The organism is Nocardioides sp. CPCC 206347 (assembly GCF_048654605.1).
GTDB lineage: Bacteria > Actinomycetota > Actinomycetes > Propionibacteriales > Nocardioidaceae > Nocardioides.
This window is the reverse complement of sequence record NZ_JBMCYZ010000007.1, coordinates 25351-49585: the sequence shown is the minus strand read 5'-3', so window position 1 is coordinate 49585 and position 24235 is coordinate 25351. Positions and strand designations below refer to the sequence as shown.

Below are 24235 nucleotides of genomic sequence, written 5' to 3'. Positions count from 1 at the left end.
AGGGTGCTGCCGTGGTGCGATTCAATCCGAAGGCCCGCCTTGACCAGTCCCGTATGCGCGATGGCGGCGGGGGCGGTGGTGGCGGCCTCGGCGGCGGTGTCGGCGGCGGCGGAATGCGCCTTCCGATCCCGACCGGAAGAGGCGGGCTCAGCACGATCCTGATCCTCGTCCTGCTCTTCGTCGTGGCGAAGTGCGCCGGAGTCGATCTCGGTCTCGGTGGCGGCACCGGCGGCGTGGGCAGCCAGGTCTATTCGCCGACCCGGCTGAGCGATGCCACCGAGGGCGGCGACCGGTACGCCAGCTGCAAGACCGGCGACGACGCCAACAAGTCCCAGGACTGCGCCCGCGTCGCGATCGAGAACTCGCTCACTGACTTCTGGTCCGACCAGGGCATCGACAACTGGCAGCCCATCACGACCCTGACCACCTTCACGGACAGCGTCAACACCGGCTGCGGCGCCGCGACCTCGCAGGTCGGGCCGTTCTACTGCCCCGCCGACGGCGGCATCTACCTCGACACGACGTTCTTCGACACCGTGCTGGAGCCGCAGCTCGGTGCTCCCGACGAGCCGTTCGTCGAGTTCTACGTGCTGGCCCACGAGTACGGCCACCACATCTCGAACCTGCTGGGCTTCATGGACAAGGTGACCAACCAGCGCACCGGTCCGCAGAGCCTCGCCACGCGTCTCGAGCTGCAGGCCGACTGCTACGCCGGCCTGTGGGCGCAGCACGCGACCACGACCGAGGACGCGAGTGGTGAGGTGCTGCTGCTCGACCTCTCCGACGAAGACATCGACAACGCGCTGAAGGCAGCGGCGGCCGTCGGCGACGACCACATCCAGAAGAAGACCCAGGGCCAGACCAACCCCGAGACCTGGAACCACGGCTCGTCTGCCCAGCGGATGAGCTGGTTCCGTGAGGGCTACGAGGGCGGCACCGTGAAGTCCTGCGACACCTTCAGCGCCGACAAGGTCTGACCCGGTCGGTTCCAGCGCCGCTCAGAGCTCGAGCAGGGCCTCCATGTGGCCGAACGTGCGCTGCAGCGTGCGCAGGTGCGGCGCAACAGCGGGGTGCCGGTACTTGCCCGCCAGGGCTCCCTCTCCCCCGGCGACCCGCGCCAGCGCCCACTCCGCGCGACTGAGTGCGGTGTAGACGGCGACGATGCGTGCCCCGAGCACGACGGCGTCGTGGTCCGCGAGCCCGTCGGGAAGGCCGAGCAGGTAGGCGTCCAGGAGCGGTTCGAACTCCTCGCGGGCTGACAGCGACAGGTAGCCGAGGTCACCACCGACCGGACCGTGGCCGAGGGTCCCCCAGTCGATGGCGAGCGCCTCGTCGCCGGAGCGGCCCGGCAGGTTCAGTGCCGTGGGATCGCCGTGCTGGGCGACCCGGGGCACGCCTTCGAGCAACGTGAGCATGGTTTCGCGGTGGGTCCAGAGATGGTCGGCCACGTCCGCGACGGTCGTCCGCGCGAGAGTCGGCCAGCCTCCCCGACGCTCGACCCTCGCCAGCCGGTCGCGCATGAGGTTCTCGGCAAGGAACTGCGGATGCCCCAGCTGTGCGCCGGCGAAACGGCCGATGGACAGGGCGAGGAACAGGCCACTGGACGCGGCGTCCTCCACCCAGTCGCGGACGATCGTGACTCCCTCGTCGTCCTCCTCGACCGAGCCGCTCGCCGCCTGGAGCCCCGGAGTCTCGTTGGTGAGCCCGGTCAGCAGCACGTCGGCCTCGCGGCGCCAGTACCCGATGTGGGCACGGTCGGACAGCACGGCGGGGTCACCCTGTTGTGGAGCGCCGAGGCGCTTGACGACGACCGGCCGGCCGCCGAGCGCCGTCCGCCACACGCCCACCGTCGACGTACCGGATCCACCCGGCAGCGCCACCCAGTCCGGCTCCGGCCGCCACATGAGCCTGAAACTAGCCGATCCGGGCCTCCCACAGTGGGACGCAGGAGTGCGGGAGACTGCACCGGTGCAGATCCAGATCGACGACCCCCGTCGCGGTGACGTCCTCGCGCTCCTGGAGGAGCACCTCGCCGACATGTACGCGACGTCGCCGCCCGAGAGCGTGCACGCCCTTGATCCGGACACGCTGGCCGCGCCCGACATCACGTTCTGGAGTGTTCGCGAGCGGGACGAGCTGCTCGGCTGCGCCGCGCTCAAGCAACACACGTCCACGCACGTCGAGCTCAAGTCGATGCGCACGGCGACGGCGGCCCGGCGGCGCGGTGTCGCTGCTGCGCTGCTCGACCATGTCCTGACGCACGCGCGTTCCTGCGGACACCAGCGGATCAGCCTGGAGACCGGCGCCGAGGACTACTTCGCTCCGGCGCGGGCGTTGTACGCCACCCGCGGCTTCCAGGTCTGCGACCCGTTCGAGGACTACGTCCTCGACCCCCACAGCGTCTTCATGACGCTCGCCCTCTGACCCCGGGTCAGTCCCGGGAAGCGTTCTCGACGTCCACCTGGATGGACTGCGCGTCCGCCACCACCTTCTCGAGGACCGCGCGTCGGGGATCGGGAACGGCATGCCACGCGCCCACGACCTGCACCTTGTCGAGGCGAGCGTCGGTCAGCACCTCGGTGACGGCGGACCGGTCACCTCCTGCGGCGACGACCTCCACCCCGGCCAGCACCCGCGCCGCATGGTCAGCGGCGGCTTCGTAGGCAGCCCGCGCCTGGTTGTCCCGGCGGCGGGCGAACCGCTGCTGGGACTGGCCGCCGGCCTTGGTGCGGCCCTGCACGTGCCGCTGCCCCACCTTCGACTCCGTGACCGTTCCACCATCGAGGCGGGCGACGGCGAACCCGCCCTTGCGGACCAGCAGCACGCCCCAGCGCTCGGGAGGACGCACCTCCGCGACGAACGCGTCGGCGGCCGGCTGGCCGTCGTACGGCTGCGAGAACGGGAGCGATGCAGAGAAGTGCGAACCGTCCGGAGCCACGCCCAAGAGCACACCCCCTACGACGCTCAACACCGGGTCGCCGTGGGATGCCGCGAAGTTCGTGACCCAGCGCGGCCAGCGGGCAACTGGAATCAGGACGACGGACACGAGCAAGACGCTACCTCTCGGCGCCTTCGCGCCTTAGGCTCCTCTCACCCCACCGGAGGAATGCCATGAACCGAATGTTGCGTACGGCGGTCGCCGCCGGTGCCATCGCCAGCTCGCTCGTGCTCACCGGATCGGCCGTGCCCGTTCCCACGGGCGCGACCGCGGCCCCGGCTGGAGGGTCCGACAGCGGATGCCTCGAGCCGGAGCACGGCACCGCAGCGCGCGGCGCAGGCGGCCGCGCCCTCGACCACCGCGACATCTCAGCGGCGGAGCAGCGCGCGATCGAGGCGAAGAACGCCCGCCTGCTCGCCGAGCGCAAGGGCGCCACGGGCAAGCCCCCGCCGGGCGGCGGTGGCGGCACCGGTCCCGGAGGGGTCAAGAGCGACATCCCCGTCTACGTGCACGTGATGACCGCGACCAACGGCGCGGGCGACGTGACCGACACCCAGATCGCGCAACAGATCGCCGTCCTGAACCAGACCTACTCGGGTCACGACGTCAACGGCACCGCCGGAGACACCGGCATCCGGTTCCGCCTGGCCGGTACCGAGCGGATCGCCAACAACAGCTGGCACACCGACAGGCAGAGCACCACCTACCGCGCGCAGACCCGCGACGGCGGCAAGAACGCGCTCAACATCTGGCTGGTCGACTTCAAGTACCTCGGCATCGCCACGTTCCCGTGGGACTACGCGGCCAACCCGAACATCGACGGGATCCGGGTCCAGTACAGCTCGTTGCCCGGCGGCAGCGCGACCAACTACAACCTCGGCGAGACGGCCACGCACGAGGTCGGACACTGGCTCGGGCTCTACCACACCTTCCAGGGCGGCTGCACCGGCGCGGGCGACGAGGTCGCGGACACCGCGGCGCAGGCGTCGCCGTCCTCGGGCTGCCCGACCGGACGCAACTCCTGCACCGCTCCCGGCGACGACCCGATCCACAACTACATGGACTACAGCTACGACAGCTGCTACTACGAGTTCACTCCGCTGCAGTCGAGCCGGATGGACACGATGTGGACGCTCTACAGGCTCTGAGCCGGTGGGCCTGGGCGCCAGACAGGAACGTGTTCTAGTCTCGGCACATGCCCTCGATGTACCCCAGCACCCAGGTCGGGATCGACTTCGTCGACACGGCCAGGTACCGCTACGCGAACAGCGTCGACCTCGCGATCACGCCGGACCAATTGTTCGAGGTGCTCGCCGATGCCGGCGCCTGGCCGCGCTGGGCCAGCGTGATCACCGGCGTGGTGTGGACGACGCCGGAACCGATCGGCGTGGGGACCCGGCGCACGGTCACGATGAGGGGTGGGTTGATCGGGGACGAGGAGTTCCTCGCGTGGGAGCCGCCCACGATGATGTCGTTCCGGTTCAACGAGTCCTCGACACGGACCGTCAAGGCCTTCGCCGAGCGGTACGACGTCGTCCCCACCGCCGACGGATGCCGACTCACCTGGACGCTGGCCCTCGACGTACGCGGACCGTCGCGACTCGGCATGCCGCTGGGCAAGCCGGTCATGAACGCGACCTTCCGGCGCTTCCTGACGAACCTGCGGCGCTACACCGACGAACGTTTCGCGCAACCGGGAACCGGATCGGACGCTCCCCCGTCGTAGGACCATGACGACTCACTCCCGTCGCTCGGCCCTGGCGATGGCGACCGGCGTCCTCCTGGGCGGACCCATGCTCGCGGGGTGCGCGCTGGAGCACGAGAAGCGGGCGATCGACACGCCGTCCGTCCAGGAGGCTCCGGCAGCGGACGGAGGGACCCGGGCCACGGGGACCCGGTCCTACGAGTGGAGCAACACCCCATCGCCCCTGGTGCTCGTGCTGCCGCGCGGCGACGTCACGCTGGACGCCTGCACCACTGCTGGAGCGGACCCGCCGGCCCGGACGGCGTGGCGTCATCGATGTGCTCGGACGGCGTCACTCCAGAACTGGAGCGTCTCGAGACCGTCGGCCCGGTCGCCACCGTCGACTTCTGGTTCGGGCGTCCCGGGTGGACCTTCGAGGCGTCCTTCATGCGCGACGTGCCCGGCGACGATCCCGGCGAGCTGGTCGGCAAGGGCGCCGTCACCCGCACGGCGGCGCAGGACTTCACGATCACCGTTGCCAGCGGTCTGACCTCGGGCACCTACCGCGTCGACCTGTTCGGGAGCGGCCCCGAGGGTGACTTCGTGACCAGCTTCGCGTGGGTGGTCTGACTGCCTTCGTCGGCGGCCACCATGCGCACATCCGATTACATACACGGCGCCACGACGGTGGCACCGTGGACGTCGTGGCCCCGCCCGGGACCGGATGGGATTGAGCACGATGTCAGCAGAAGACAACATTGCGAACACCAAGGCGGCCTACGCGGCCTTCGCTGCCGGCGATGCGGTGGCCGCTCAGGCCGCGCTCGCTGACGAGGTGGAATGGATCGTTCCGGGGAACAGCACACTCTCGGGGACCTATGTCGGCAAGGAAGCCGTCATGGGGCTGTGGATGGCGTTGCTCGAGAAGGGCTTCACCACGACACCGGTCGACTACTTCGGCAACGAGAACCGGGTCGTGGTCCTCACGACCACGACCGCTGCCGGCGAGACAGGCGAAGCGGCCGACGTGATCACGTTCAATGGTGACCAGGTCGTGAGCTTCACCAGCTACGGCGACACCGCGCTCCAGGAACGAATCTGGGGCACCAAGTAATCAGACGTTGAAGCCCAGCGCCCGGAGCTGCTCGCGGCCGTCGGGGGTGATCTTGTCGGGGCCCCATGGCGGCATCCAGACCCAGTTGATCGCCACGTCATTGACCAGGCCTTCGAGGGCCGAGTTGGTCTGGTCAGTGATCACGTCGGTCAGCGGGCAGGCCGCGGAGGTCAGCGTCATGTCCAGCACGAGGTTCGCGGCCTCGTCGACGTGGATGCCGTAGACCAGGCCGAGGTCGACGACGTTGATGCCGAGCTCGGGGTCCACGACATCCTTCATCGCTTCCTCGACGTCGGCGATCGCAACGTTCGAAGACGCGGACGAGCCGACCATCTTGTGGGCGCCCGCCTCGGGCACCTCCGGGAGGTCACCGTGGTCGACGCCGTGTCCGTGGCCGTGGCCATGCCCGTCGTGGCTGTGGTCGTGGTCATGGTTGTGCTCGCTCATGCCTTGCCTCCGTCTGCGTCAACTGCTGAGGCGACGACCTGTGTCGTCGCGTCCTTCCACGCCATCCAGGACAGCAGTGCGCACTTCACGCGGGCGGGGAACTTCGCCACCCCGGCGAATGCGATGCCGTCCTCGAGAATCTCTTCGTCGGGCACCACGGTGCCCTTGCCCTGCATCAGGGTCAGGAACTCCTGGTGGATCGCCATCGCCTCGTCGACGCTCTTGCCGACCACGAGGTCGTAGAGCACCGAGGCCGACGCCTGCGAGATCGAGCATCCGACCGAGTCGTACGACACGTCACTGACGACGCCGCCGTCGAGGTGCACCCGCAGGGTCACCTCGTCGCCGCACGTCGGGTTGACGTGGTGCACCTCGGCCTCGTGCGGCTCCCGCAGTCCCTTGCCATGTGGCAACTTGTAGTGGTCCAGGATGATCTCCTGGTAGAGCGCGTCCAGATCCTGTGCAGTCATCAGGTCAGTCCAACTTGAAGTAGCGGCGGGTGTATTCCAGCGCCTCGACGAGCGCGTCGATCTCCCGCGGCTCCGTGTAGAGGTACGACGACATCCGGGTCGAGCTCTGGACACCGAACCGCGCGTGGGCCGGCTTCGCGCAGTGGTGACCCGCGCGTACGGCGATGCCGCGGCTGTCGAGCACCTGCGCGATGTCGTGCGGGTGCACGCCGTCGAGCTCGAAGGAGATCGCGCCGCCGCGGGAGGCCGCATCGAGCGGCCCGAGCACGGTGAGCCCCTTGACCGTCTGCAGCCCCTCGAGGGCGTAGCCGGTGATTGCCTGCTCGTGGGCATGGATGGCATCCATCCCGATGTGGCCGAGGTACTCGACCGCAGCGCCGAGACCGATGGCCTCGACGATCGGCGGGGTGCCGGCCTCGAAGCGGTGCGGCGCCTTGGCGTACGTCGAACGCGCCATCGTCACGGTCTCGATCATCTCGCCGCCGCCGTGGAATGGGGGCAGCTCGTTGAGCAGCTCCTCACGACCCCAGAGCACGCCGATGCCCGTCGGTCCACAGACCTTGTGGCCGGTGAACACGAGGAAGTCGCAACCGACGGCCTGGACGTCCACGTGCAGCTGCGGCGCAGCCTGCGAGGCGTCGATGACCGACACCGCACCGACTGCCCTGGCCCGGGCCGCCAGGTCGGCGACCGGGTTGATGGTGCCGAGCATGTTGGAGACCCAGGTGAACGCGACGACTTTGGTGTTCTCGTCCACCAGCTGGTCGGCGTTGCTGAAGTCGAGCTGCCCATCGTCGGTCAGGCCGAACCAGCGCAGCTCCGCACCGGAGCGCTCGCAGGCGAGCTGCCACGACACGATGTTGGAGTGGTGCTCCATCTCCGTGATCACGACGTTGTCGCCGGGCGCGAGCGTGATGGTGCGCGCCAGCAGGTTGAGCGCCTCGGTGGCGTTCTTGGTGAAGATGATCTCGTTGCGCGACGGGGCGTTGAGGAACTGGGCGACCTTGTCGCGCGCCGCTTCGTAGGCCTCCGTCGACTCCGCACCGAGCTGGTGCATGGCACGTGCGATGTTCGCGTTGTGCCGCTCCAGGTGGTCGACCATCGTGTCGATGACGACCTGCGGCTTCTGCGAGGTGTTCGCGCTGTCGAGGTAGACCAGCGGCAGCCCGCCCGCGAGCGTGCGCTCCAGGATGGGGAAGTCCTTGCGGATGACTTCCAGCTCGGGGAGCAGACCAGTGAGGGGAGCCATGATCAGACCCCAGACTCCGCAGCTGCCTTGAGGAAGCGGTCATAGCCGTTGGCCTCAAGCTCTTCGGCGAGCTCCGGGCCACCGGACTCGGCGACGCGGCCGGCAACGAACACGTGGACGTGGTCAGGCTTGATGTAGCGCAGGATCCGCGTGTAGTGCGTGATCAGCAGGACACCCTTGTTGTCGCGCTCACGGAACCGGTTGACGCCGTCCGAGACGACCTTGAGCGCGTCGATGTCGAGACCCGAGTCGGTCTCGTCGAGGATCGCGACCTTGGGGTCGAGCAGGTCGAGCTGGGCGATCTCGTGGCGCTTCTTCTCGCCACCGGAGAAGCCCTCGTTGACCGAGCGCTGCGAGAAGGTCGTGTCGAGGTTCATCTTCTCGAGCGCGCCGTTGACGTCCTTGACCCACGTGCGGAGCTTGGGGGCCTCGCCGTCGATCGCGGTCTTGGCGGTCCGCAGGAAGTTGGAGACCGAGACGCCGGGGACCTCGACGGGGTACTGCATCGCGAGGAACAGGCCGGCGCGGGCGCGCTCGTCGACGGACATGCTCAGCACGTCCTCGCCGTCGAGGGTGACCGTGCCACCGGTGACCTCGTAGCGCGGGTGACCGGCGATGGAGTAGGCCAGCGTCGACTTGCCGGAGCCGTTCGGGCCCATGATGGCGTGCGTCTCGCCGGAGTTGATGGTCAGCGTGACGCCCTTGAGGATCTCAATCGGACCGTCTTCGGTGTTGACCTGGACCTGCAGGTCCTTGATCTCGAGAGTGCTCATGTGGGGGTGACTCCGTTCAGGGTGGACTCCACGTCGACGTACACGTCGCCGTCGCGGATTTCTACTGGGAAGGTGGCTACCGGCTCGGTGGCCGGAAAGTTCGTGGGCTTGCCGGTGCGCAGGTCGAAGCACGACCCGTGCAGCCAGCACTCGACGGTGCCGTTGTCGACCTCGCCCTCGCTCAGCTGGACCGCTGCATGCGAGCAGAGGTCCTGCAGGGCGAAGACCTCGTCGCCGTTACGCGCGATCGCCACGTCGTACCGGTCGATCGTCACGGCCAGGGCCTCGTCGGCCTGGACGTCGGCGAGCGCACACGCGCGTTCGAACGTCATGCCAGGTCCGCGAGGACGTGGCGCTGGAGCTCCTCCTCGACCTGGCCGCTCAACTTCGCGGCGAGCTCGGGAATGGTGACCTTGCGGATCAGGTCGTCGAAGAAGCCGCGCACGACGAGCTTGCGGGCTTCCTTCTCCTCGATGCCGCGCGAGCGCAGGTAGAACAGCTGCTCGTCATCGAAGCGACCGACTGCCGAGGCGTGGCCGGCGCCGGCGATCTCGCCCGTCTCGATCTCCAGGTTCGGGATCGAGTCGGCGTGGCAGCCCTCGGTGAGGATGAGGTTCCGGTTCTCCTCGTACGTCTCGATGCCTTCGGCGACCTTGCGGATCAGGACGTTGCCGACCCACACGGTGTGCGCCTTGTCGCCCTGCAGTGCGCCCTTGTAGACCACGTTGGACACGGTCTTCGGAGCGGTGTGGTCGACGAAGAGACGGTGCTCGAAGTGCTGCCCCGCGTCGGCGAAGTACAGGCCGAAGAGCTCGGCCGTTCCACCCGGGCCGGCGTAGTCGACGTTGGTGCTGGTGCGCACCAGGTCGCCACCGAGGGTGAACTCGAACTGGCGCAGGGTCGCGTCGCGGCCCACCCGGGCGTTGATCTGCTCGGCGTGCACGGCGTCGTCGGCCCAGTCGTTGACGTGGACCAGGTCGAGGTGCGCGCCGTCACCGACGAGCACCGTCGTGAAGGCGTTGTACGTCGTGCTGCCCGAGTGCTCGACGACGACCGTCGCCTTGGCGTGCGTGCCGATCCGGATGACGAGGTGGCCCCAGACGAGGGCGTCGAGCGCGGTGCCGTGCAGGATCAGCCGCACCGGCTCCTCGACCTCGGCGTTCGACGGGATGTCGAGCACCAGGGCACCACCGGCGTTCTTGGCCGCGAGCGCACCGAGGCGGTCGAACGGCGCCGTACCGCCGAGGGCGATCGCGTCCTCGGTGGTGAAACGGGTCAGCGTGACACCGGCGGGAAGGGACTCCTTCCACTCCAGGGTCTCGACCGACGGGACGTCCTCCAGCAGGCCACGCAGGCGCTTGAGCGGGGTGAACCGCCAGACCTCCTCGCGACCGGTGGGCAGCGGGTGCGCCTCGAGGTCGAATGTGGGCTCCGGGTGGAGGTGGGACTCGACGTGCTCCTGCTCGAGGGCGTCGCTCACTACAGCAGCCGACATCAGCCGACGGCTCCTTCCATCTGCAGCTCGATGAGCCGGTTGAGTTCGAGGGCGTACTCCATGGGGAGCTCCTTGGCGATCGGCTCGATGAACCCGCGCACGATCATCGCCATGGCCTCGTCCTGACCCATGCCACGCGACATCAGGTAGAACAGCTGGTCGTCGGAGACCTTCGAGACGCTCGCCTCGTGGCCCATGGAGACGTCGTCCTCACGGATGTCGACGTACGGGTAGGTGTCCGAGCGGCTGATCTGGTCGACCAGCAGCGCGTCACAGAGCACGTTGGACTTCGAGCCGTGCGCACCCTCGTTGACCTGGATGAGGCCGCGGTACGACGTCCGGCCGCCGCCGCGCGCCACTGACTTGCTCAGGATCGAGCTCGAGGTGTTCGGCGCAGCGTGCACCATCTTGGCGCCGGCGTCCTGGTGCTGGCCCTCGCCCGCGAAGGCGATCGACAGGGTCTCGCCCTTGGCGTGCTCGCCCATGAGGTAGACGGCGGGGTACTTCATCGTCACCTTGGAGCCGATGTTGCCGTCGACCCACTCCATGGTCGCGCCGGCTTCGCAGACAGCGCGCTTCGTCACGAGGTTGTAGACGTTGTTCGACCAGTTCTGGATGGTCGTGTAGCGGCAACGACCACCCTTCTTGACGATGATCTCGACGACCGCGGAGTGCAGCGAGTCCGACGAGTAGATCGGCGCCGTGCAGCCCTCGACGTAGTGCACGTAGGCGCCCTCGTCGACGATGATCAGGGTCCGCTCGAACTGGCCCATGTTCTCGGTGTTGATGCGGAAGTAGGCCTGCAGCGGGATGTCCACGTGGACGCCCTTGGGCACGTAGATGAACGAGCCGCCCGACCACACGGCGGAGTTCAGCGCGGAGAACTTGTTGTCGCCGATCGGGATGATCGTGCCGAAGTACTCCTTGAACAGCTCCGGCTGCTCGCGCAGCGCGGTGTCGGTGTCGAGGAAGAGCACGCCCTGGGCCTCGAGGTCCTCGCGGATCGAGTGGTAGACGACCTCGGACTCGTACTGCGCGGCGACACCGGAGACGAGACGCTGCTTCTCCGCCTCGGGGATGCCGAGCTTGTCGTAGGTGTTCTTGATGTCCTCGGGGAGGTCGTCCCAGGTCGCAGCCTGCTTCTCGCTCGACCGGACGAAGTACTTGATGTTGTCGAAGTCGATCGTCGACAGGTCCGAACCCCACGTGGGCATGGGCTTGCGGTGGAAGAGCTTGAGGCCCTTGAGGCGCATGTCGAGCATCCAGTCGGGCTCGTTCTTGAGCGCCGAGATGTTGCGGACGACCTCCTCGGAGAGGCCGCGCTTCGCATCGGCACCGACGTCGTTCTTGTCGGACCAGCCGAACTCGTAGCGTCCGATGCCCTTGAGCTCGGGGTTCAGTTCTTCGATCGAGGTCATGACGTGACCTGCTCCTTCTTCTGGATGCTGTGGACGGTCGGGATGCACGTGGTGCACACCCCGTCGCCGTGGGCGATGGTGGCCAGACGCTGGACGTGCGTGCCGAGGACGCGGCTGATCGCCTCGGTCTCGGCTTCGCACAACTGCGGGAATTCATGGGCCACGTGGGAGACGGGGCAGTGCTGCTGGCACAGCTCCGCACCCACGGGGATGTCGTGCACCGCTGCGGCATAGCCCTCGGCGGTGAAGATCGTGGCGAGCACCTGCGCCGGGGACGCGTCCGGGTTGGCCGCCTGGACCTCGGGGAAGCGCTTCTCGATGAAGGATGCCCGACGGTCCGCGAAGGCGCGTACGGCGGCGTCGCCTCCCGTCTCGGCGAGGAAGCGCAGTGCCTCGGTGGCCAGGTCGTCGTACTGCTGGTCGAAGGCGTCGCGTCCACGCTCGGTCAGCACGAACACCTTGGCCGGGCGACCACGTCCGCGCGAACCCACGGGCCGCGGGTCGCGAGCGACCAGGGAACCGTCGGCGACCATCTGGTCGAGGTGCCGGCGGACCGCCGCGGGGGTCAGGTCGAGCCGCTCCGCCAGGGCCGCAGCAGTGGATGCGCCGTTGACCAGGATCGACTGAGCCACGCGCTGGCGCGTCGGCTGGTCGCACTCGGTCGGCAATTCCACAACAACAGTGTGCCGATAATGCCTGAGGCTATTCAAGCAAGGTCAGGCTTACTGAGGCAGCCCTTAGCGACGTGCGTCACATTCGGGTCCCTCCGGGCCTACCGCGGGCGGGTGTGCCGCAGCCACGCCAGGCCCGCGAACGGCAGCACCAGCGGCAGGAATCCGTACCCCTGGCCGAAGTGGGACCACACGGTCTTGTCGGGGAAGAGGTCCGTCGCGAGGTAGCTCATGGCCCCGACGGACAGCACTCCGAGGAGCTCGATCGAGACCGCGATACCGGCCACCCGCCAGCCGGTGGTGCCCCCGAAGAGCAGGCAGGTCGTGGCGACGAGGTAGATCACCGCGGCGAGCAGCGAGAGGGAGTACGCCAGCGGCGCCCGGTCCGGGTCCACGCCCAGCTGGACGGCCGAGCGGCCGGTCGCCGCGACGGCGAACAGGCCGTAGACGAAGACGAGTGCCCGGCCCCAGCCCTCCGACAGCGGATGCTGCAGCTCAGGCATGCCGACCTCCCCAGACGTCCCACAGGCGGAGCTCGAGACCGGCAACGGTCGCCACCGCGAGCAGCAGGATGGTGGTCCCGACCCGCGACCGCTCGGCGAGCGAGAAGAGCGCACCCACGACCGGGACGAGGAAGACGGTGACCAGGTAGCTGACGAAGACCGCGCCCTCGACGTCGCGCTCGGTGCGGGCCAGCGCCACCGCTCCCCCGACCAGCTGCGCCAGCAGCGCCACCTCGAGCACGGCCAGCGCGATGTAGTGGGAGTCCTGGGCCGCGCGGTCGCGCACCAGGTCCACCACGAGCAGCACGGCAGCCGCACCCGCAAGGGCGAGAACGACGCCGTAGAACCAGACAGTCACGGCCGCCAGCGTAGGCCCGGAGGCCGCGCTCTAGACTCCCCGGGTGCCCGCTGGTCCTGCTGTCCTCGTCGATGGCCTGGTGATGAGGTACGGCGACCGCACGGCTGTCGACGGCCTCTCCTTCGAGGTCGAGGCCCACACCATCACCGCCGTCCTCGGCCCCAACGGCGCCGGGAAGACGACGACTCTCGAGACCTGCGAGGGCTACCGGCGCGCGCAGTCGGGCACCGTCCGCGTGCTCGGCCTCGACCCGGTGCGCGAGCGGCGCGAGCTGCTCCCCCGGATCGGCGTGATGTTGCAGTCCGGCGGCGCGTGGAGCGGCGCCCGCGCCGACGAGATGTTGCGCCACTTCGCCCGGTTGCACGCGAACCCGCTCGACACCGGCCTGCTGATGGACCGGCTCGCGCTGCACGAGTGCGGCCGCACGCCGTACCGCCGGCTCTCGGGCGGGCAGCAGCAGCGGCTCGGCCTGGCCCTGGCACTCGTCGGCCGCCCCGAACTCGTCTTCGTCGACGAACCGACGGCAGGACTGGACCCGCAGATCCGCCGGGCCGTCTGGGACCTCCTCGAGGAGCTCCGCGGCGACGGCGTGACGGTCGTGCTGACGACCCACTACCTCGAAGAGGCCGAGCGGCTCGCCGACAAGGTCCATATCCTCGACCACGGCAAGCTGGTGGCCAGTGGGTCGCCCCTCGAGCTCACCCGTGGCGGCACGGTGGCCACGATCCGGCTCGTCGTGACGCAGCCGTTCCCGCCCGGTTCGCCGGAAGCCCTGGCCAAGGCGCTCGGAGACGGCACCGAGCTCACGGTCCTCGACCCGCTCAGCCTCCAGGTGTCCGGACCTGCCGACGGCTCCACGCTCGGCAAGGTCGCCGCCTGGTGCACCGACCACGACGTGCTGCCCGAGTCGCTGTCCCTCGGCCAGCGCAACCTCGAGGACGTCTTCCTCGAGCTCACCGGACGGGAAGACTTCGCATGAGCACCTCGATGAGCACCCCGAGCGGCACCTTCGCTCCTGCGCCGGGCGCCGCTCCCGTGCTGCGCCAGCTCGTCACGCAGGCCGGAATGGAAGCCCGGTTGATGCTGCGCAACGGCGAGCAGCTCCTGTTGGCCGTCGTGATTCCGGTCATCGTGCTGGTCGCATCGGTCCGTGGCGCCGACCGGGTGGGCGTCAACCTCGACGGCCGGCCGATCGACGTCCTCACTCCCGGAGTGCTCGCCGTCGCCGTGATGTCCACCGCGTTCACGTCGCTCGCGATCGCGACCGGCTTCGAACGCCGCTACGGCGTCCTCAAGCGGCTCGGCACCGCTCCCCTGTCCCGCGCGACGCTGCTGGGCGGCAAGGTCGTCGCCCTCCTGCTCGTCGAGGTCCTGCAGTTCGTGGTGATCGGTGGCGTCGGCTTCGCCCTCGGCTGGTCCGGCCCCGAGGGCGTGGGCGGCTACCTCGCCCTGGTCCTCGCCGCGGTGTTCGGTACGGCGGCGTTCGCGTCGCTCGGCATGCTGCTGGCCGGATCCCTGCGCGCCGAGGCCACGCTGGCTGCCGCGAACCTCGTCTACCTGCTGCTGCTCGCCGGCGGCGCCGTCGTGCTCCCGGCCGAGGCGTACGGCGGTCTCGGCGACGTCGTCCGCTGGCTGCCCTCGGGCGCGCTCGGTGAGGCCGCGCGCGCAGCGTGCGACGCGACCGTGGCGGTCCGCGACCTGCTCGTCCTCGTGGGCTGGGCCGTCGTCGGCTCCGCGCTGACAGCGAGGACCTTCCAGTGGGAGTGAGCGTGGCGTCGCGCTGGGAGACCGTCCAGCGGGCGCTCGGTGATCGGCTGGTCCCGCTGGCCTGGGCCAACCTGATCGCCAACATCGCGATCGCCATCACGGGCGGCGCTGTCCGGCTCACCGGCTCCGGACTCGGCTGCCCCACGTGGCCGAAGTGCACGGACGAGTCGTACCTCCCGCACAGTGCGCTCGGCGTCCACGGCGCGATCGAGTTCGGCAACCGGATGCTGACCTACGTCCTGGTCGTCATCGCGGTGGCCTGCTGGCTGGCCGCCCGGAACCGGGCTTCCGAGCACTCCCGCGCCGTACGGCTCGCGACGATCATCGCCCTCGGCATCCCTGCTCAGGCCGTCCTCGGCGGCATCACGGTCCTGACCGACCTGAACCCGTGGATCGTCGGGCTGCACCTGCTCGTCTCGATGGCGATCGTCGGTGTCTGTGTCGTCCTGCTCGACCACCTCCGCGGACCGTCGCGCGAAGGTGTCTCGCAGGGCACCGGCCGGCTGGCCTGGTTCCTGTTCGTCGTCGGCTGGGTGGTGCTCTACCTCGGCACCGTCGTCACCGGCTCCGGGCCGCACTCCGGCGACCTCGAGTCGCGGCGCACCGGCCTCGACCCGCAGGTGATGTCGCACGTCCACGCCTGGGCCGTCTACGTCCTGGTGGCGCTCACCGTCGGCCTGCTGTGGACCGCCCAGCGCACCAGCAACCGGGTCCTGTTCCGCGCCGTCGCCGTGCTCCTCGGCGTCGAGCTCCTGCAGGGCACGATCGGCTTCTGGCAGTACTTCACGGACCTGCCCGAGGTCCTCGTCGCGTTCCACATGCTCGGCGCCGGGCTCACCTCGGCCGCGCTGACCTCGGTCGTTCTCGCGACCCGCCGTCGCTGACCTACTTCAACAGCGGGTCGATGGCCACTGCGACGAAGAGCAGTGAGAGATACAGGTTCGAGGAGTGGAACAGGTGCATCGGCTGCAGGATGCTCAGCTCGTCCGACGTCCGTGACCGGCGGTGCAGCGCGTGCGCCTGGGTCAGGAACACCGCACCGAGCACGGCAGCGACGACCGGGTAGAAGATCCCCGTCGAGGCGACCGGCCACAGCAGCAGGGACGTGGCGACCATGACCCAGCTGTAGATGACGATCTGGAAGGCGACGCTGCGCGCGGGCTTCACGACCGGGAGCATCGGGACGTCGACCTGGGCGTAGTCCTCGCGATAGCGCAGCGCGAGGGCCCACGTGTGCGGCGGCGTCCAGAAGAAGACGACCGCGAACAGCACGATCGGGACCCACGACAGCTCGTTCGTGACCGCGGTCCAGCCGATCAGGGTCGGGAAGCAACCGGCGATGCCGCCCCAGACGATGTTCTGGGCCGTACGGCGCTTCAGCAGCATCGTGTAGATGAACACGTAGAAGGCGATGGCGCTGACCGACAGCACGGCCGAGAGCGTGTTCACCTGCCAGGCCAGTACGACGGTCGACAGCACCCCGAGCACCAGCCCGAACACCAGCGCAGCGCGCGGCGTCACGATGTGGCGCGGGAGTGCCCGGCGGCGCGTGCGCCGCATCTGCTCGTCGATGTCGCGGTCGTAGACACAATTGAAGACCGATGCGGACCCGGCCGACAGCGTTCCACCGATGACGGTGGCGACGACGAGGCCGAGCGGCGGCACGCCACCGGCGGCGAAGAACATCATCGGCACGGTCGTCAGGAGCAACAGCTCGATCACGCGCGGCTTGGTGAGGCCGACGTACGCCATCAACACATCACGCGCCGTGGCCTTCGCCTCACCTGCCACGGGCCGTCCGTCGTCAGCGAGCAGCTCGGGGCTGGTCGGGTCGACGTAGGTCACGGAAATCCTCGCGGGCAGGGGATCGAAAGCGGTCTGAGTGTAGCCCGAGCGAGCCGATGTGCTGGCACCGAGCCAGTGTCGGCGGCCGACTCGGGCTGGGTAGGCTCGGACACATGATCCCGGAGTTGGTGTGGACCGATCTCGACCGCAAGGCCGTCGACACGGCACGAGTGCTGGCAATGGACTCTGTCCAGAAGGTCGGCAACGGCCACCCGGGCACCGCCATGAGTCTGGCGCCTGCGGCGTACCTGCTGTTCCAGAAGGTCATGCGGCATGACCCGGCCGACCCCGACTGGGCCGCCCGCGACCGGTTCGTCCTGTCCTGCGGTCACTCGTCGATCACGCTCTACACCCAGCTGTACCTCGGCGGCTTCGGCCTCGAGCTCGATGACCTGAAGGCGCTGCGCACGTGGGGCAGCAAGACCCCGGGCCACCCCGAGTTCGGCCACACGGCTGGCGTCGAGGTCACGACGGGCCCGCTCGGCCAGGGCCTGGCCAACGCGGTCGGGATGGCCATGGCGGCGCGCCGCGAACGCGGCCTGCTCGACCCGGAGGCCGGCGACGGTCCCTCGATCTTCGACCACCACGTCTACGTCATCGCCTCCGACGGTGACCTGGAGGAGGGCGTCAGCAGCGAGGCGTCCTCGATCGCCGGCACGCAGGAGCTCGGCAACCTGACGGTGATCTACGACGCCAACCGGATCTCGATCGAGGGCGACACCCACATCGCCTTCAACGAGGACGTCGCCCAGCGCTACGAGGCCTACGGCTGGCACGTGCAGACGGTCGACTGGACGGGCAACGACCACTCCGACCTCGCGCACTACGCCGAGGACGTCCCGGCGTTGTACGAAGCCATCAAGGCCGCCGACGCGGTCACCGACAAGCCGTCGATCATCGTCCTCAAGACGGTGATCGCCTGGCCTGCCCCCAGCGCCCAGAACACCGAGGCCGCCCACGGATCCGCACTCGGCGCGGCCGAGGTCGCCGCCACGAAGAACGTGCTCGGCTTCGACCCGCACGCCGACTTCGAGGTGCCCGCGGACGTCCTGGAGCACACCCGTTCCCTGGTCGCCCGCGGCAAGCAGTGGGCCGCCGACTGGGACGAGCAGTACGCCGCCTGGGTCGCCGCGAACCCCGAGGGTGCTGCCCTGCTGCACCGCATGAAGGGGCGCGCTCTCCCGGATGGCATCGAGGCCGTCCTCCCGACGTTCGAGGCCGACCCCAAGGGTGTTGCCACTCGTGCGGCGTCGGGCAAGGTCATCAACGCGATTGCCCCGATCATGCCCGAGCTCTGGGGCGGTTCCGCCGACCTCGCCGGCTCCAACAACACCACGATCAAGGACGCGCCGTCCTTCCTCCCCCTCGACCGTTCGGTCGAGGAGTGGCAGGGCGACCCCTACCAGGGACGCGTCCTGCACTTCGGCATCCGTGAGCACGGCATGGGCGCGATCATGAACGGGATCGCCGTCCACGGCGGCACGCGGGTGTTCGGTGGCACCTTCCTCACCTTCTCCGACTACATGCGTGGCTCGGTCCGGGTCGCGGCGCTCATGCACGCGCCGGTCATCTACGTCTGGACCCACGACTCGATCGGTCTCGGCGAGGACGGCCCGACCCACCAGCCCATCGAGCACGTCGCCTCGTTGCGCGCGATGCCGGGCATCGACATCGTCCGCCCGGCCGACGCCAACGAGACCGCAGCGGCCTGGCTGCAGGTGCTGCGCAACACCGACCGCCCGGCCGGCCTGATCCTGAGCCGGCAGAACGTCCCGACCTTTCCCCGTGGGGAGGGCGGCTTCGCTTCGACCGAGGGTGTCGCCAAGGGTGGCTACGTCCTCATCGACGCGGACGGCGGTGAACCCGATGTCGTCCTGCTGGCGACCGGGTCGGAGGTACAGCTCGCGGTCACCGCGCGTGAGCAGCTCGCGGCCGACGGGATCAACGCCCGGGTCGTGTCACTCCCCTGCCTTGAGTGGTTCGAGGCGCAGACCCAGGCGTACCGCGACTCGGTGATCCCGCCGACGGTCAAGGCCCGCGTCTCGGTCGAGGCCGGCGTGAAGCAGGGCTGGCGCGAGTACGTCGGCGATGCCGGCCGGATCGTCAGCATCGACCACTACGGTGCGAGCGCCGACGCGGGCACCCTGTTCCGCGAGTTCGGCTTCACCCCTGAAGCGGTCGTCGCGGCCGCCAGGGACAGCATTGCCGCGGCCGGAGCCTGACGCACCGTTCGTCGTACACCAGCACATCCCAGTACCTCTCGAGGAGGATTCATGAGTGAACGACTGAAGGCCCTCGCTGACGCGGGGGTGTCCATCTGGCTGGACGACCTGTCCCGCGAGCGGATCGAGACCGGCAACCTGGCGGCGCTCGTCGCCGAGAAGTCGGTCGTCGGCGTGACCACCAACCCCACGATCTTCGCCGGTGCCATCGCCAACGGTGAGCGGTACGACGACCAGGTCCGCACGCTCGTCGCCGAAGGTGCCACGGCCGACGCCGTCATCTTCGCGCTGACCACCGACGACGTGCGCAACGCGTGCGACGTGCTCGCCCCCGTTGCTGCCGCGACGGCGGACGACGGCCGCGTGTCGATCGAGGTCGAGCCGACCCTTGCCAACGACACGGCAGCGACGGTCGCCTCGGCGAAGGCCCTGTGGGCCGCGGTGGATCGCCCCAACGCCTTGATCAAGATCCCCGCAACGGTCGAGGGCCTGCCCGCGATCACCGAGGTCATCGCCGCCGGCATCAGCGTGAACGTCACCTTGATCTTCTCGACCGAGCGCTACCAGGCCGTGATGGATGCCTACCTCGCTGGACTCGAGCAGGCGCAGGCCGCGGGCATCGACCTGTCGACCATCAGGTCGGTGGCGTCGTTCTTCGTCTCCCGCGTCGACAGCGAGATCGATGCGCGCCTCGACAAGATCGGGACCGACGACGCCCTCGCGCTGCGCGGCAAGGCCGCCGTTGCGAACGCCCGCCTGGCCTATGCCGTCTACGAGGGGGTCCTGGCATCCGATCGCTGGCAGGCGCTCGCCGCCGCCGGGGCCCACGCGCAGCGGCCGCTGTGGGCCTCCACCGGCGTGAAGAACCCGAACTACTCCGACACGCTCTACGTCACCGACCTCGTCGTCGCGAACACCGTGAACACGATGCCGGAGAAGACGCTGCTGGCGTTCGCCGACCACGGCGAGCTGGTCAGCGACAACGGGGGCGACGCCGTGACCGGCAAGGCCGCCGAGGCCCAGTCCGTCTTCGACCAGCTCGTCGCCGTCGGCATCGACCTCGACGACGTCTTCACCGTGCTCGAGACCGAGGGCGTCGACAAGTTCAAGGTGTCCTGGACCGAACTGATCGAGACCGTCGAGGCGCAGATGGCCAAGGCGGGAGCCTGACCGGTGAGTGAGCCGCAGAACGCTGCTCCGGTCGACCCCACGACGACCTCCGCGTGGGCACGACTGCAGAAGCTCGCCGACACCCACCGCGGTGACGACGGGTCGTGGCAGACCCCGCTCCGTGAGCTGTTCGCGGATCCCGGGCGCGCTGCAGGCCTCACCCATCCCGCGGGAGACCTGCTGGTCGATCTCTCCAAGAACCTGGTTGACGACGACATCCTGGCGGCCTTGCTGGCGCTGGCCGACGAGGTGGGCCTCTCGGGGCGGCGCGACGCCATGTTCCGTGGAGACCACATCAACGTCTCCGAGGACCGGGCCGTCCTGCACACTGCCTTGCGGCAACCCGTCGACGCCGACCTGGAGATCGGTGGTCACGACGTCGTCGACGACGTCCACGAGGTCCTCGGACGTGTCTACGCCTTCGCCAACGACGTCCGTTCCGGCACCTGGCGCGGAGTCACCGGTGCAGCCATCACGACCGTCGTCAACATCGGCATCGGCGGGTCCGACCTCGGACCGGTGATGGCCTACGAAGCGCTCAAGCCGTACGTCCAGCCCGGCCTCGAGTGCCGCTTCATCAGCAACATCGACCCGACCGATGCGGCCGAGACGCTCGCTGGCCTCGATCCCGCGACGACGTTGTTCGTCGTGTCGAGCAAGACCTTCGGCACCCTCGAGACACTGACCAACGCGCGCCTGTGCCGCAGCTGGTTGCTGGAGGGCCTGCTCGCGGCCGGTGTCATCGAGACGGCTGACGCCGAGGCACCCGAGGCAAAGGCAGCGATCGCCCGCCACTTCGTCGCCGTGTCCACCGCGCTCGAGAAGGTTGCTGCCTTCGGGATCGACCCGACCAACGCCTTCGGCTTCTGGGACTGGGTCGGCGGCCGTTACTCCGTCGACTCTGCCATCGGCACCTCCCTGGTGATCGCGATCGGACCGAAGCGGTTCGAGGAGTTCCTTGCCGGTTTCCATGCCGTCGACGAGCACTTCCAGAACGCGCCGCTCGACGCGAACGTGCCTGTCCTGATGGGGTTGCTGAACGTCTGGTACGTCAACTTCCTCGGAGCCCAGACCCACGCCGTGCTCCCTTATGCGCAGTCCCTGCACCGCTTTGCTGCGTATCTCCAGCAGCTGACGATGGAGTCCAACGGCAAGAGCGTGCGCTGGGACGGGACTCCCGTCACCACGGAGACCGGCGAGGTGTTCTGGGGCGAGCCCGGCACCAACGGCCAGCACGCGTTCTACCAGCTGATCCATCAGGGCACCCGACTGATCCCGGCCGACTTCATCGCCTTCGCCACCCCCACCTCACCGCTGGTGGACGGCGCCACGGACGTGCACGAGCTGCTGCTCGCGAACTTCTTCGCCCAGACCAAGGCGCTGGCGTTCGGCAAGACGGCCGAGGAGGTCCGCGCCGAGGGCACCGCCGAATCCATCGTCCCGGCCCGTGTGTTCCCCGGGAACCGGCCCACCACGTCGATCATGGCGCCTGCGCTGACCCCGTCGGTGCTCGGTCAGCTGATCGCGCTCTACGAACACATCACGTTCGTCCAGGGCGTGGTGTGGGGCATCGACAGCTTCGACCAGTGGGGCGTCGAGCTCGGCAAGCAGCTGGCGTTGCAGATCGCTCCCGCGCTCGCGGGTGACGAGACCGTCCTTGCCGAGCAGGACCCGTCAACGCGGGCCCTGATCCACTACTACCGGGAGCACCGTGCGCGATGACTGATGCATCAGACCGACCGAGCCCGCTCATCGAGGTCCACGCCGACGCCGCCGTGCTGGCCACCGCCGTCGCAGGCGAGCTGCTGAACCGCATCGCCGACGCCCAGGCTGCCGGCCACGTGCCGGACATCGGGCTGACCGGCGGCACGATCGCCGACGCGATCCACCGCGAGGTGGCCCGCCTGGCACCGGCCTCCGGGGTCGACTGGGGAGCCGTGCAGTTCTGGTTCGGCGACGAGCGCTTCGTGCCGGCGGACTCCCCCGAACGCAACGCCGGTCAGGCCCGCGCGGCGTTCCTCGACGAGGTCCGGGCCATGCGCGTGCACGAGATGCCCGCGTCGGACGAGTCCGAGAGCGCCGAGGCTGCCGCGACGTCGTACAGCGAGACGGTGCGGGCGGAGGGCCACGGCGACTTCGACGTCCTCATGCTGGGCGTCGGACCGGACGGTCACATCGCGTCGCTCTTCCCCGACCACGCCGGGTTGGGCGTCACCGACGCGATCGCCGCGGCCGTGCACGACTCCCCCAAGCCGCCGGCCGACCGAGTGACGCTGACGTTCGAGGCACTGAACCGTGCCCAGTCGGTCTGGTTCCTCGCCAGTGGCGAGGCCAAGGCCGACGCCGTACGACGGGGCCTGGCCGAGGACGGCTCCGTCGCAGAGACGCCCGCCCGTGGCGTCCGCGGCAACGCGGAGACGGTGTGGTTCCTCGACACGGCCGCCGCCTCGCTGATCTGACTGCGCGAGCGCGTCTTCGCCGTTGATACGGGGCAGCAAGCTGCCCGGAGGACGGCTCTCGCCGCGCTGCCGCGCCGCGGTTGTCTTGCGTAGGACCTGGGTTGGTCTGGCGGCAAGCCAGCAGTGCCGCTCGCCAGCCCGCCTCGCGCAGACCGTCAGAAAATTATTTCGCCCGACTTGCGGCGCGAGCGCAGCAGCTGGATCGCCTCGTCGAGGATGACCTCGGCCTCCTTGTCGGAGCGGCGCTCCTTCACGTAGGCGAGGTGCGTCTTGTACGGCTCGATCTTGTTGGGCGGCGGAGCGTTCTCCGAGTCCAGACCAGCCGGCAGGCCGCACTTCGGGCAGTCCCAGGACTCAGGGACGTTCGCCTCGACGGAGAAGGTGATCACCGAGCGGTGGCTGTTCGTACAGAAGTACGTCACTGCCTGCCGCGGTGCGGCCTCTCCACGCTCGGCTTCGCCCATCGGACCTGCACCGACGCGACTCCCGCGAATCGCGTTTCCACCACCAGCCAACGGATTTTCTCCTCAAGCCTTCGGACAGCCCGCTAGTCGGGCAGGCCTGTTGTTCGGTCAGTTCTGATAGGCGAGCAAGAGGCCCAGCGCGATGACACACGCGAACCAGATGACGCCGATGCCGACCGTGAAGCGGTCGAGGTTGCGTTCAGCAATGGACGATCCGCCGAGCGAGCTCGACATACCGCCACCGAACATGTCCGAGAGTCCGCCACCGCGTCCCTTGTGCAGCAACACCAGGAGGATGAGCAGCAGGCTCGCGGTGACGAGCAGAACGGTGAGCAGGGTGATTAACACGCGGGGAATCCTACGTCAGGGCCGAGATCAGGACAGCACCGGCATGTCATAAAACCGGCAGATGCCGCCAAACTCGTCCACTTCGAGGCTCGCGCCGCCCACCAGGGCGCCGTCGACGTCGGCCTTGGCCATGATGCCGGCGATGTTGGCGGCCTTCACGGAACCGCCGTAGAGGACGCGTACGGCGTCGGCGGCCTCGTCCCCGAAGGATTCCCGCACCTGCCCGCGAATGGCCGCACAGACCTCCTGTGCGTCCTCAGGGGTGGCCACCTCGCCCGTGCCGATGGCCCAGACGGGTTCGTAGGCGATGACGAGGCTGGCGACCTGCTTCTTCGTGAGACCGGCGAGGGAGCCCTCGACCTGCGCCATCGTGTAGGGCACGTGCTCGCCTGCCTGGCGGACCTCGAGTCCTTCACCGACGCACACGATCGGCGTGATCGAAGCGTCGAGCGCGGCCTTGGCCTTGGCATTCACCAGCTCGTCGGTCTCGGCGTGGTACTGCCGGCGCTCGGAGTGACCAACCACGACGTAGGAGCACCCGAGCTTCGCGAGCATGCCCGCGGAGATCTCGCCCGTGTAGGCGCCGCTGACGTGCGGGGAGACGTCCTGGGCGCCGTACTTGATGGCGAGGCGGTCGCCGTCCACCACGGTCTGGACGGACCGGATGTCGGTGAAGGGCGGCAGGAGCGCGACCTCGGCCTTGCCGTAGTCGTGGCGCTTGTCCGAGAGCGTCCAGGCGAGCTTCTGCAGCAGGTTCACGGCCTCGGCGTGGTTGAGGTTCATCTTCCAGTTGCCCGCCATCAGGGGTGTGCGACCGGCCTGCGCTGCGTTGTTGGCCAT

General features: G+C 68.9%; 29 protein-coding genes. 13 read left to right on the top strand and 16 right to left on the bottom strand.

Features of this window, described 5'->3' with window-relative positions:
- The first annotated feature begins 11 nt into the window (after window positions 1-11).
- Complete coding sequence (locus ACOACQ_RS20980) at window positions 12-977, top strand: neutral zinc metallopeptidase (protein ID WP_378601105.1); 966 nt, start codon at window positions 12-14, stop codon at window positions 975-977.
- 21 nt (window positions 978-998) lie between these two features.
- On the opposite strand, the gene ACOACQ_RS20975 is transcribed toward ACOACQ_RS20980, so the two are convergent.
- Window positions 999-1904 carry a phosphotransferase gene (locus ACOACQ_RS20975; protein ID WP_378601108.1) on the bottom strand — a complete coding sequence of 302 codons (906 nt, stop codon included), beginning with the start codon at window positions 1902-1904 and terminating at the stop codon, window positions 999-1001.
- A 64-nt stretch (window positions 1905-1968) separates the two neighbouring features.
- Here ACOACQ_RS20975 and ACOACQ_RS20970 point away from each other — a divergent pair, with 64 nt between their 5' ends.
- Window positions 1969-2424, top strand: coding sequence for a GNAT family N-acetyltransferase (locus tag ACOACQ_RS20970; protein ID WP_378601111.1), 456 nt, complete (start codon window positions 1969-1971; stop codon window positions 2422-2424).
- Between the two features lie 7 nt (window positions 2425-2431).
- Here the strand turns inward: ACOACQ_RS20970 and ACOACQ_RS20965 are convergent, their stop codons facing one another.
- Window positions 2432-3046, bottom strand: a complete 615-nt coding sequence (locus ACOACQ_RS20965; RefSeq protein ID WP_420289231.1) for an acVLRF1 family peptidyl-tRNA hydrolase — start codon at window positions 3044-3046, stop codon at window positions 2432-2434.
- A 65-nt stretch (window positions 3047-3111) separates the two neighbouring features.
- Between ACOACQ_RS20965 and ACOACQ_RS20960 the strand changes: the two genes are divergently transcribed.
- From ACOACQ_RS20960 to ACOACQ_RS20945, 4 genes are all read left to right on the top strand, one after another.
- Window positions 3112-4086, top strand: coding sequence for a zinc metalloprotease (locus ACOACQ_RS20960; RefSeq protein ID WP_420289230.1), 975 nt, complete (start codon window positions 3112-3114; stop codon window positions 4084-4086).
- 47 nt (window positions 4087-4133) lie between these two features.
- A complete protein-coding gene (locus ACOACQ_RS20955) occupies window positions 4134-4664 on the top strand; it encodes an SRPBCC family protein (protein WP_378601121.1) in 531 nt (176 codons plus the stop codon).
- Window positions 4665-4958: 294 nt separating this feature from the next.
- Complete coding sequence (locus ACOACQ_RS20950) at window positions 4959-5252, top strand: hypothetical protein (RefSeq protein ID WP_378601124.1); 294 nt, start codon at window positions 4959-4961, stop codon at window positions 5250-5252.
- 109 nt (window positions 5253-5361) lie between these two features.
- Window positions 5362-5736 carry a nuclear transport factor 2 family protein gene (locus tag ACOACQ_RS20945; protein ID WP_420289229.1) on the top strand — a complete coding sequence of 125 codons (375 nt, stop codon included), beginning with the start codon at window positions 5362-5364 and terminating at the stop codon, window positions 5734-5736.
- Here the strand turns inward: ACOACQ_RS20945 and ACOACQ_RS20940 are convergent, their stop codons facing one another.
- The 10 genes from ACOACQ_RS20940 to ACOACQ_RS20895 all read right to left on the bottom strand — a co-directional run bounded on the left by ACOACQ_RS20940 (window position 5737) and on the right by ACOACQ_RS20895 (window position 13120).
- Entirely contained in the window at window positions 5737-6069 is a 333-nt protein-coding gene (locus tag ACOACQ_RS20940) for a metal-sulfur cluster assembly factor (RefSeq protein WP_056712323.1), read from the bottom strand.
- A 110-nt stretch (window positions 6070-6179) separates the two neighbouring features.
- Entirely contained in the window at window positions 6180-6653 is a 474-nt protein-coding gene (gene sufU, locus ACOACQ_RS20935; protein ID WP_378601133.1) for a Fe-S cluster assembly sulfur transfer protein SufU, read from the bottom strand.
- Window positions 6654-6657: 4 nt separating this feature from the next.
- Window positions 6658-7902: a cysteine desulfurase gene (locus tag ACOACQ_RS20930; RefSeq protein WP_420289228.1), complete on the bottom strand. Its 1245-nt coding sequence runs from the start codon at window positions 7900-7902 to the stop codon at window positions 6658-6660.
- A 2-nt stretch (window positions 7903-7904) separates the two neighbouring features.
- Window positions 7905-8675: a Fe-S cluster assembly ATPase SufC gene (sufC, locus tag ACOACQ_RS20925; protein ID WP_378601137.1), complete on the bottom strand. Its 771-nt coding sequence runs from the start codon at window positions 8673-8675 to the stop codon at window positions 7905-7907.
- Window positions 8672-9007, bottom strand: a complete 336-nt coding sequence (locus tag ACOACQ_RS20920) for a non-heme iron oxygenase ferredoxin subunit (protein WP_420289227.1) — start codon at window positions 9005-9007, stop codon at window positions 8672-8674. The genes sufC and ACOACQ_RS20920 overlap by 4 nt, the downstream gene beginning before the upstream one ends.
- Window positions 9004-10170: a Fe-S cluster assembly protein SufD gene (sufD, locus tag ACOACQ_RS20915; RefSeq protein ID WP_420289226.1), complete on the bottom strand. Its 1167-nt coding sequence runs from the start codon at window positions 10168-10170 to the stop codon at window positions 9004-9006. The genes ACOACQ_RS20920 and sufD overlap by 4 nt, the downstream gene beginning before the upstream one ends.
- Window positions 10170-11588, bottom strand: a complete 1419-nt coding sequence (sufB, locus tag ACOACQ_RS20910) for a Fe-S cluster assembly protein SufB (protein ID WP_378601143.1) — start codon at window positions 11586-11588, stop codon at window positions 10170-10172. Before sufB ends, sufD begins: the two co-directional genes overlap by 1 nt.
- Complete coding sequence (locus ACOACQ_RS20905) at window positions 11585-12262, bottom strand: helix-turn-helix transcriptional regulator (RefSeq protein ID WP_378601145.1); 678 nt, start codon at window positions 12260-12262, stop codon at window positions 11585-11587. Before ACOACQ_RS20905 ends, sufB begins: the two co-directional genes overlap by 4 nt.
- A 98-nt stretch (window positions 12263-12360) precedes the next feature.
- Window positions 12361-12762, bottom strand: coding sequence for a hypothetical protein (locus ACOACQ_RS20900; protein ID WP_420289225.1), 402 nt, complete (start codon window positions 12760-12762; stop codon window positions 12361-12363).
- Window positions 12755-13120: a hypothetical protein gene (locus tag ACOACQ_RS20895; RefSeq protein ID WP_420289224.1), complete on the bottom strand. Its 366-nt coding sequence runs from the start codon at window positions 13118-13120 to the stop codon at window positions 12755-12757. The genes ACOACQ_RS20900 and ACOACQ_RS20895 overlap by 8 nt, the downstream gene beginning before the upstream one ends.
- Window positions 13121-13163: 43 nt before the next feature.
- On the opposite strand from ACOACQ_RS20895, the gene ACOACQ_RS20890 reads away from it, so the two are divergent.
- Genes ACOACQ_RS20890 through ACOACQ_RS20880 form a run of 3 tightly spaced genes read left to right on the top strand, consistent with a single transcriptional unit; the run spans window position 13164 to window position 15771 of the window.
- Window positions 13164-14099, top strand: a complete 936-nt coding sequence (locus tag ACOACQ_RS20890; RefSeq protein ID WP_420289223.1) for an ABC transporter ATP-binding protein — start codon at window positions 13164-13166, stop codon at window positions 14097-14099.
- Between the two features lie 8 nt (window positions 14100-14107).
- Window positions 14108-14887: an ABC transporter permease gene (locus tag ACOACQ_RS20885; RefSeq protein WP_420289222.1), complete on the top strand. Its 780-nt coding sequence runs from the start codon at window positions 14108-14110 to the stop codon at window positions 14885-14887.
- Window positions 14878-15771: a COX15/CtaA family protein gene (locus tag ACOACQ_RS20880; RefSeq protein WP_420289221.1), complete on the top strand. Its 894-nt coding sequence runs from the start codon at window positions 14878-14880 to the stop codon at window positions 15769-15771. Before ACOACQ_RS20885 ends, ACOACQ_RS20880 begins: the two co-directional genes overlap by 10 nt.
- Window position 15772: 1 nt before the next feature.
- Here the strand turns inward: ACOACQ_RS20880 and ACOACQ_RS20875 are convergent, their stop codons facing one another.
- Complete coding sequence (locus ACOACQ_RS20875) at window positions 15773-16678, bottom strand: heme o synthase (protein ID WP_378601234.1); 906 nt, start codon at window positions 16676-16678, stop codon at window positions 15773-15775.
- A 167-nt stretch (window positions 16679-16845) separates the two neighbouring features.
- Between ACOACQ_RS20875 and tkt the strand changes: the two genes are divergently transcribed.
- From tkt to pgl, 4 genes are read left to right on the top strand one after another with little or no spacing between them, the layout of a single operon-like run.
- The gene (tkt, locus tag ACOACQ_RS20870) at window positions 16846-18954 is read left to right on the top strand and encodes a transketolase (RefSeq protein WP_420289220.1); all 2109 of its coding nucleotides are present in this window, start codon (window positions 16846-16848) and stop codon (window positions 18952-18954) included.
- Between the two features lie 51 nt (window positions 18955-19005).
- Window positions 19006-20124: a transaldolase gene (gene tal / locus ACOACQ_RS20865; RefSeq protein ID WP_420289219.1), complete on the top strand. Its 1119-nt coding sequence runs from the start codon at window positions 19006-19008 to the stop codon at window positions 20122-20124.
- Between the two features lie 3 nt (window positions 20125-20127).
- Entirely contained in the window at window positions 20128-21846 is a 1719-nt protein-coding gene (gene pgi / locus ACOACQ_RS20860) for a glucose-6-phosphate isomerase (RefSeq protein ID WP_378601166.1), read from the top strand.
- Complete coding sequence (pgl, locus tag ACOACQ_RS20855; protein ID WP_420289218.1) at window positions 21843-22583, top strand: 6-phosphogluconolactonase; 741 nt, start codon at window positions 21843-21845, stop codon at window positions 22581-22583. The genes pgi and pgl overlap by 4 nt, the downstream gene beginning before the upstream one ends.
- A 155-nt stretch (window positions 22584-22738) precedes the next feature.
- Here the strand turns inward: pgl and ACOACQ_RS20850 are convergent, their stop codons facing one another.
- From ACOACQ_RS20850 to tpiA, 3 genes are read right to left on the bottom strand one after another with little or no spacing between them, the layout of a single operon-like run.
- Window positions 22739-23098, bottom strand: coding sequence for an RNA polymerase-binding protein RbpA (locus ACOACQ_RS20850; protein WP_082573556.1), 360 nt, complete (start codon window positions 23096-23098; stop codon window positions 22739-22741).
- Between the two features lie 57 nt (window positions 23099-23155).
- The gene (secG, locus tag ACOACQ_RS20845; RefSeq protein WP_420289276.1) at window positions 23156-23389 is read right to left on the bottom strand and encodes a preprotein translocase subunit SecG; all 234 of its coding nucleotides are present in this window, start codon (window positions 23387-23389) and stop codon (window positions 23156-23158) included.
- A gap of 33 nt (window positions 23390-23422) precedes the next feature.
- Window positions 23423-24235 carry a triose-phosphate isomerase gene (tpiA, locus tag ACOACQ_RS20840; RefSeq protein WP_378601172.1) on the bottom strand — a complete coding sequence of 271 codons (813 nt, stop codon included), beginning with the start codon at window positions 24233-24235 and terminating at the stop codon, window positions 23423-23425.

Excerpts from the sequence above, each read along its gene's own strand:
- ACOACQ_RS20920 (WP_420289227.1), bottom strand. The coding sequence starts at position 9,007 with ATGACGTTCGAACGCGCGTGTGCGCTCGCCGACGTCCAGGCCGACGAG.
- tal (WP_420289219.1), top strand. The coding sequence starts at position 19,006 with ATGAGTGAACGACTGAAGGCCCTCGCTGACGCGGGGGTGTCCATCTGG.
- ACOACQ_RS20940 (WP_056712323.1), bottom strand. The coding sequence starts at position 6,069 with ATGGTCGGCTCGTCCGCGTCTTCGAACGTTGCGATCGCCGACGTCGAG.
- ACOACQ_RS20955 (WP_378601121.1), top strand. The coding sequence starts at position 4,134 with ATGCCCTCGATGTACCCCAGCACCCAGGTCGGGATCGACTTCGTCGAC.
- sufB (WP_378601143.1), bottom strand. The coding sequence starts at position 11,588 with ATGACCTCGATCGAAGAACTGAACCCCGAGCTCAAGGGCATCGGACGC.
- ACOACQ_RS20975 (WP_378601108.1), bottom strand. The coding sequence starts at position 1,904 with ATGTGGCGGCCGGAGCCGGACTGGGTGGCGCTGCCGGGTGGATCCGGT.
- ACOACQ_RS20950 (WP_378601124.1), top strand. The coding sequence starts at position 4,959 with ATGTGCTCGGACGGCGTCACTCCAGAACTGGAGCGTCTCGAGACCGTC.
- ACOACQ_RS20885 (WP_420289222.1), top strand. The coding sequence starts at position 14,108 with ATGAGCACCCCGAGCGGCACCTTCGCTCCTGCGCCGGGCGCCGCTCCC.
- tpiA (WP_378601172.1), bottom strand. The coding sequence starts at position 24,235 with ATGGCCAACAACGCAGCGCAGGCCGGTCGCACACCCCTGATGGCGGGC.
- pgl (WP_420289218.1), top strand. The coding sequence starts at position 21,843 with ATGACTGATGCATCAGACCGACCGAGCCCGCTCATCGAGGTCCACGCC.
- tkt (WP_420289220.1), top strand. The coding sequence starts at position 16,846 with ATGATCCCGGAGTTGGTGTGGACCGATCTCGACCGCAAGGCCGTCGAC.
- ACOACQ_RS20900 (WP_420289225.1), bottom strand. The coding sequence starts at position 12,762 with ATGCCTGAGCTGCAGCATCCGCTGTCGGAGGGCTGGGGCCGGGCACTC.
- sufD (WP_420289226.1), bottom strand. The coding sequence starts at position 10,170 with ATGTCGGCTGCTGTAGTGAGCGACGCCCTCGAGCAGGAGCACGTCGAG.
- ACOACQ_RS20930 (WP_420289228.1), bottom strand. The coding sequence starts at position 7,902 with ATGGCTCCCCTCACTGGTCTGCTCCCCGAGCTGGAAGTCATCCGCAAG.
- sufU (WP_378601133.1), bottom strand. The coding sequence starts at position 6,653 with ATGACTGCACAGGATCTGGACGCGCTCTACCAGGAGATCATCCTGGAC.
- sufC (WP_378601137.1), bottom strand. The coding sequence starts at position 8,675 with ATGAGCACTCTCGAGATCAAGGACCTGCAGGTCCAGGTCAACACCGAA.
- ACOACQ_RS20960 (WP_420289230.1), top strand. The coding sequence starts at position 3,112 with ATGAACCGAATGTTGCGTACGGCGGTCGCCGCCGGTGCCATCGCCAGC.
- ACOACQ_RS20945 (WP_420289229.1), top strand. The coding sequence starts at position 5,362 with ATGTCAGCAGAAGACAACATTGCGAACACCAAGGCGGCCTACGCGGCC.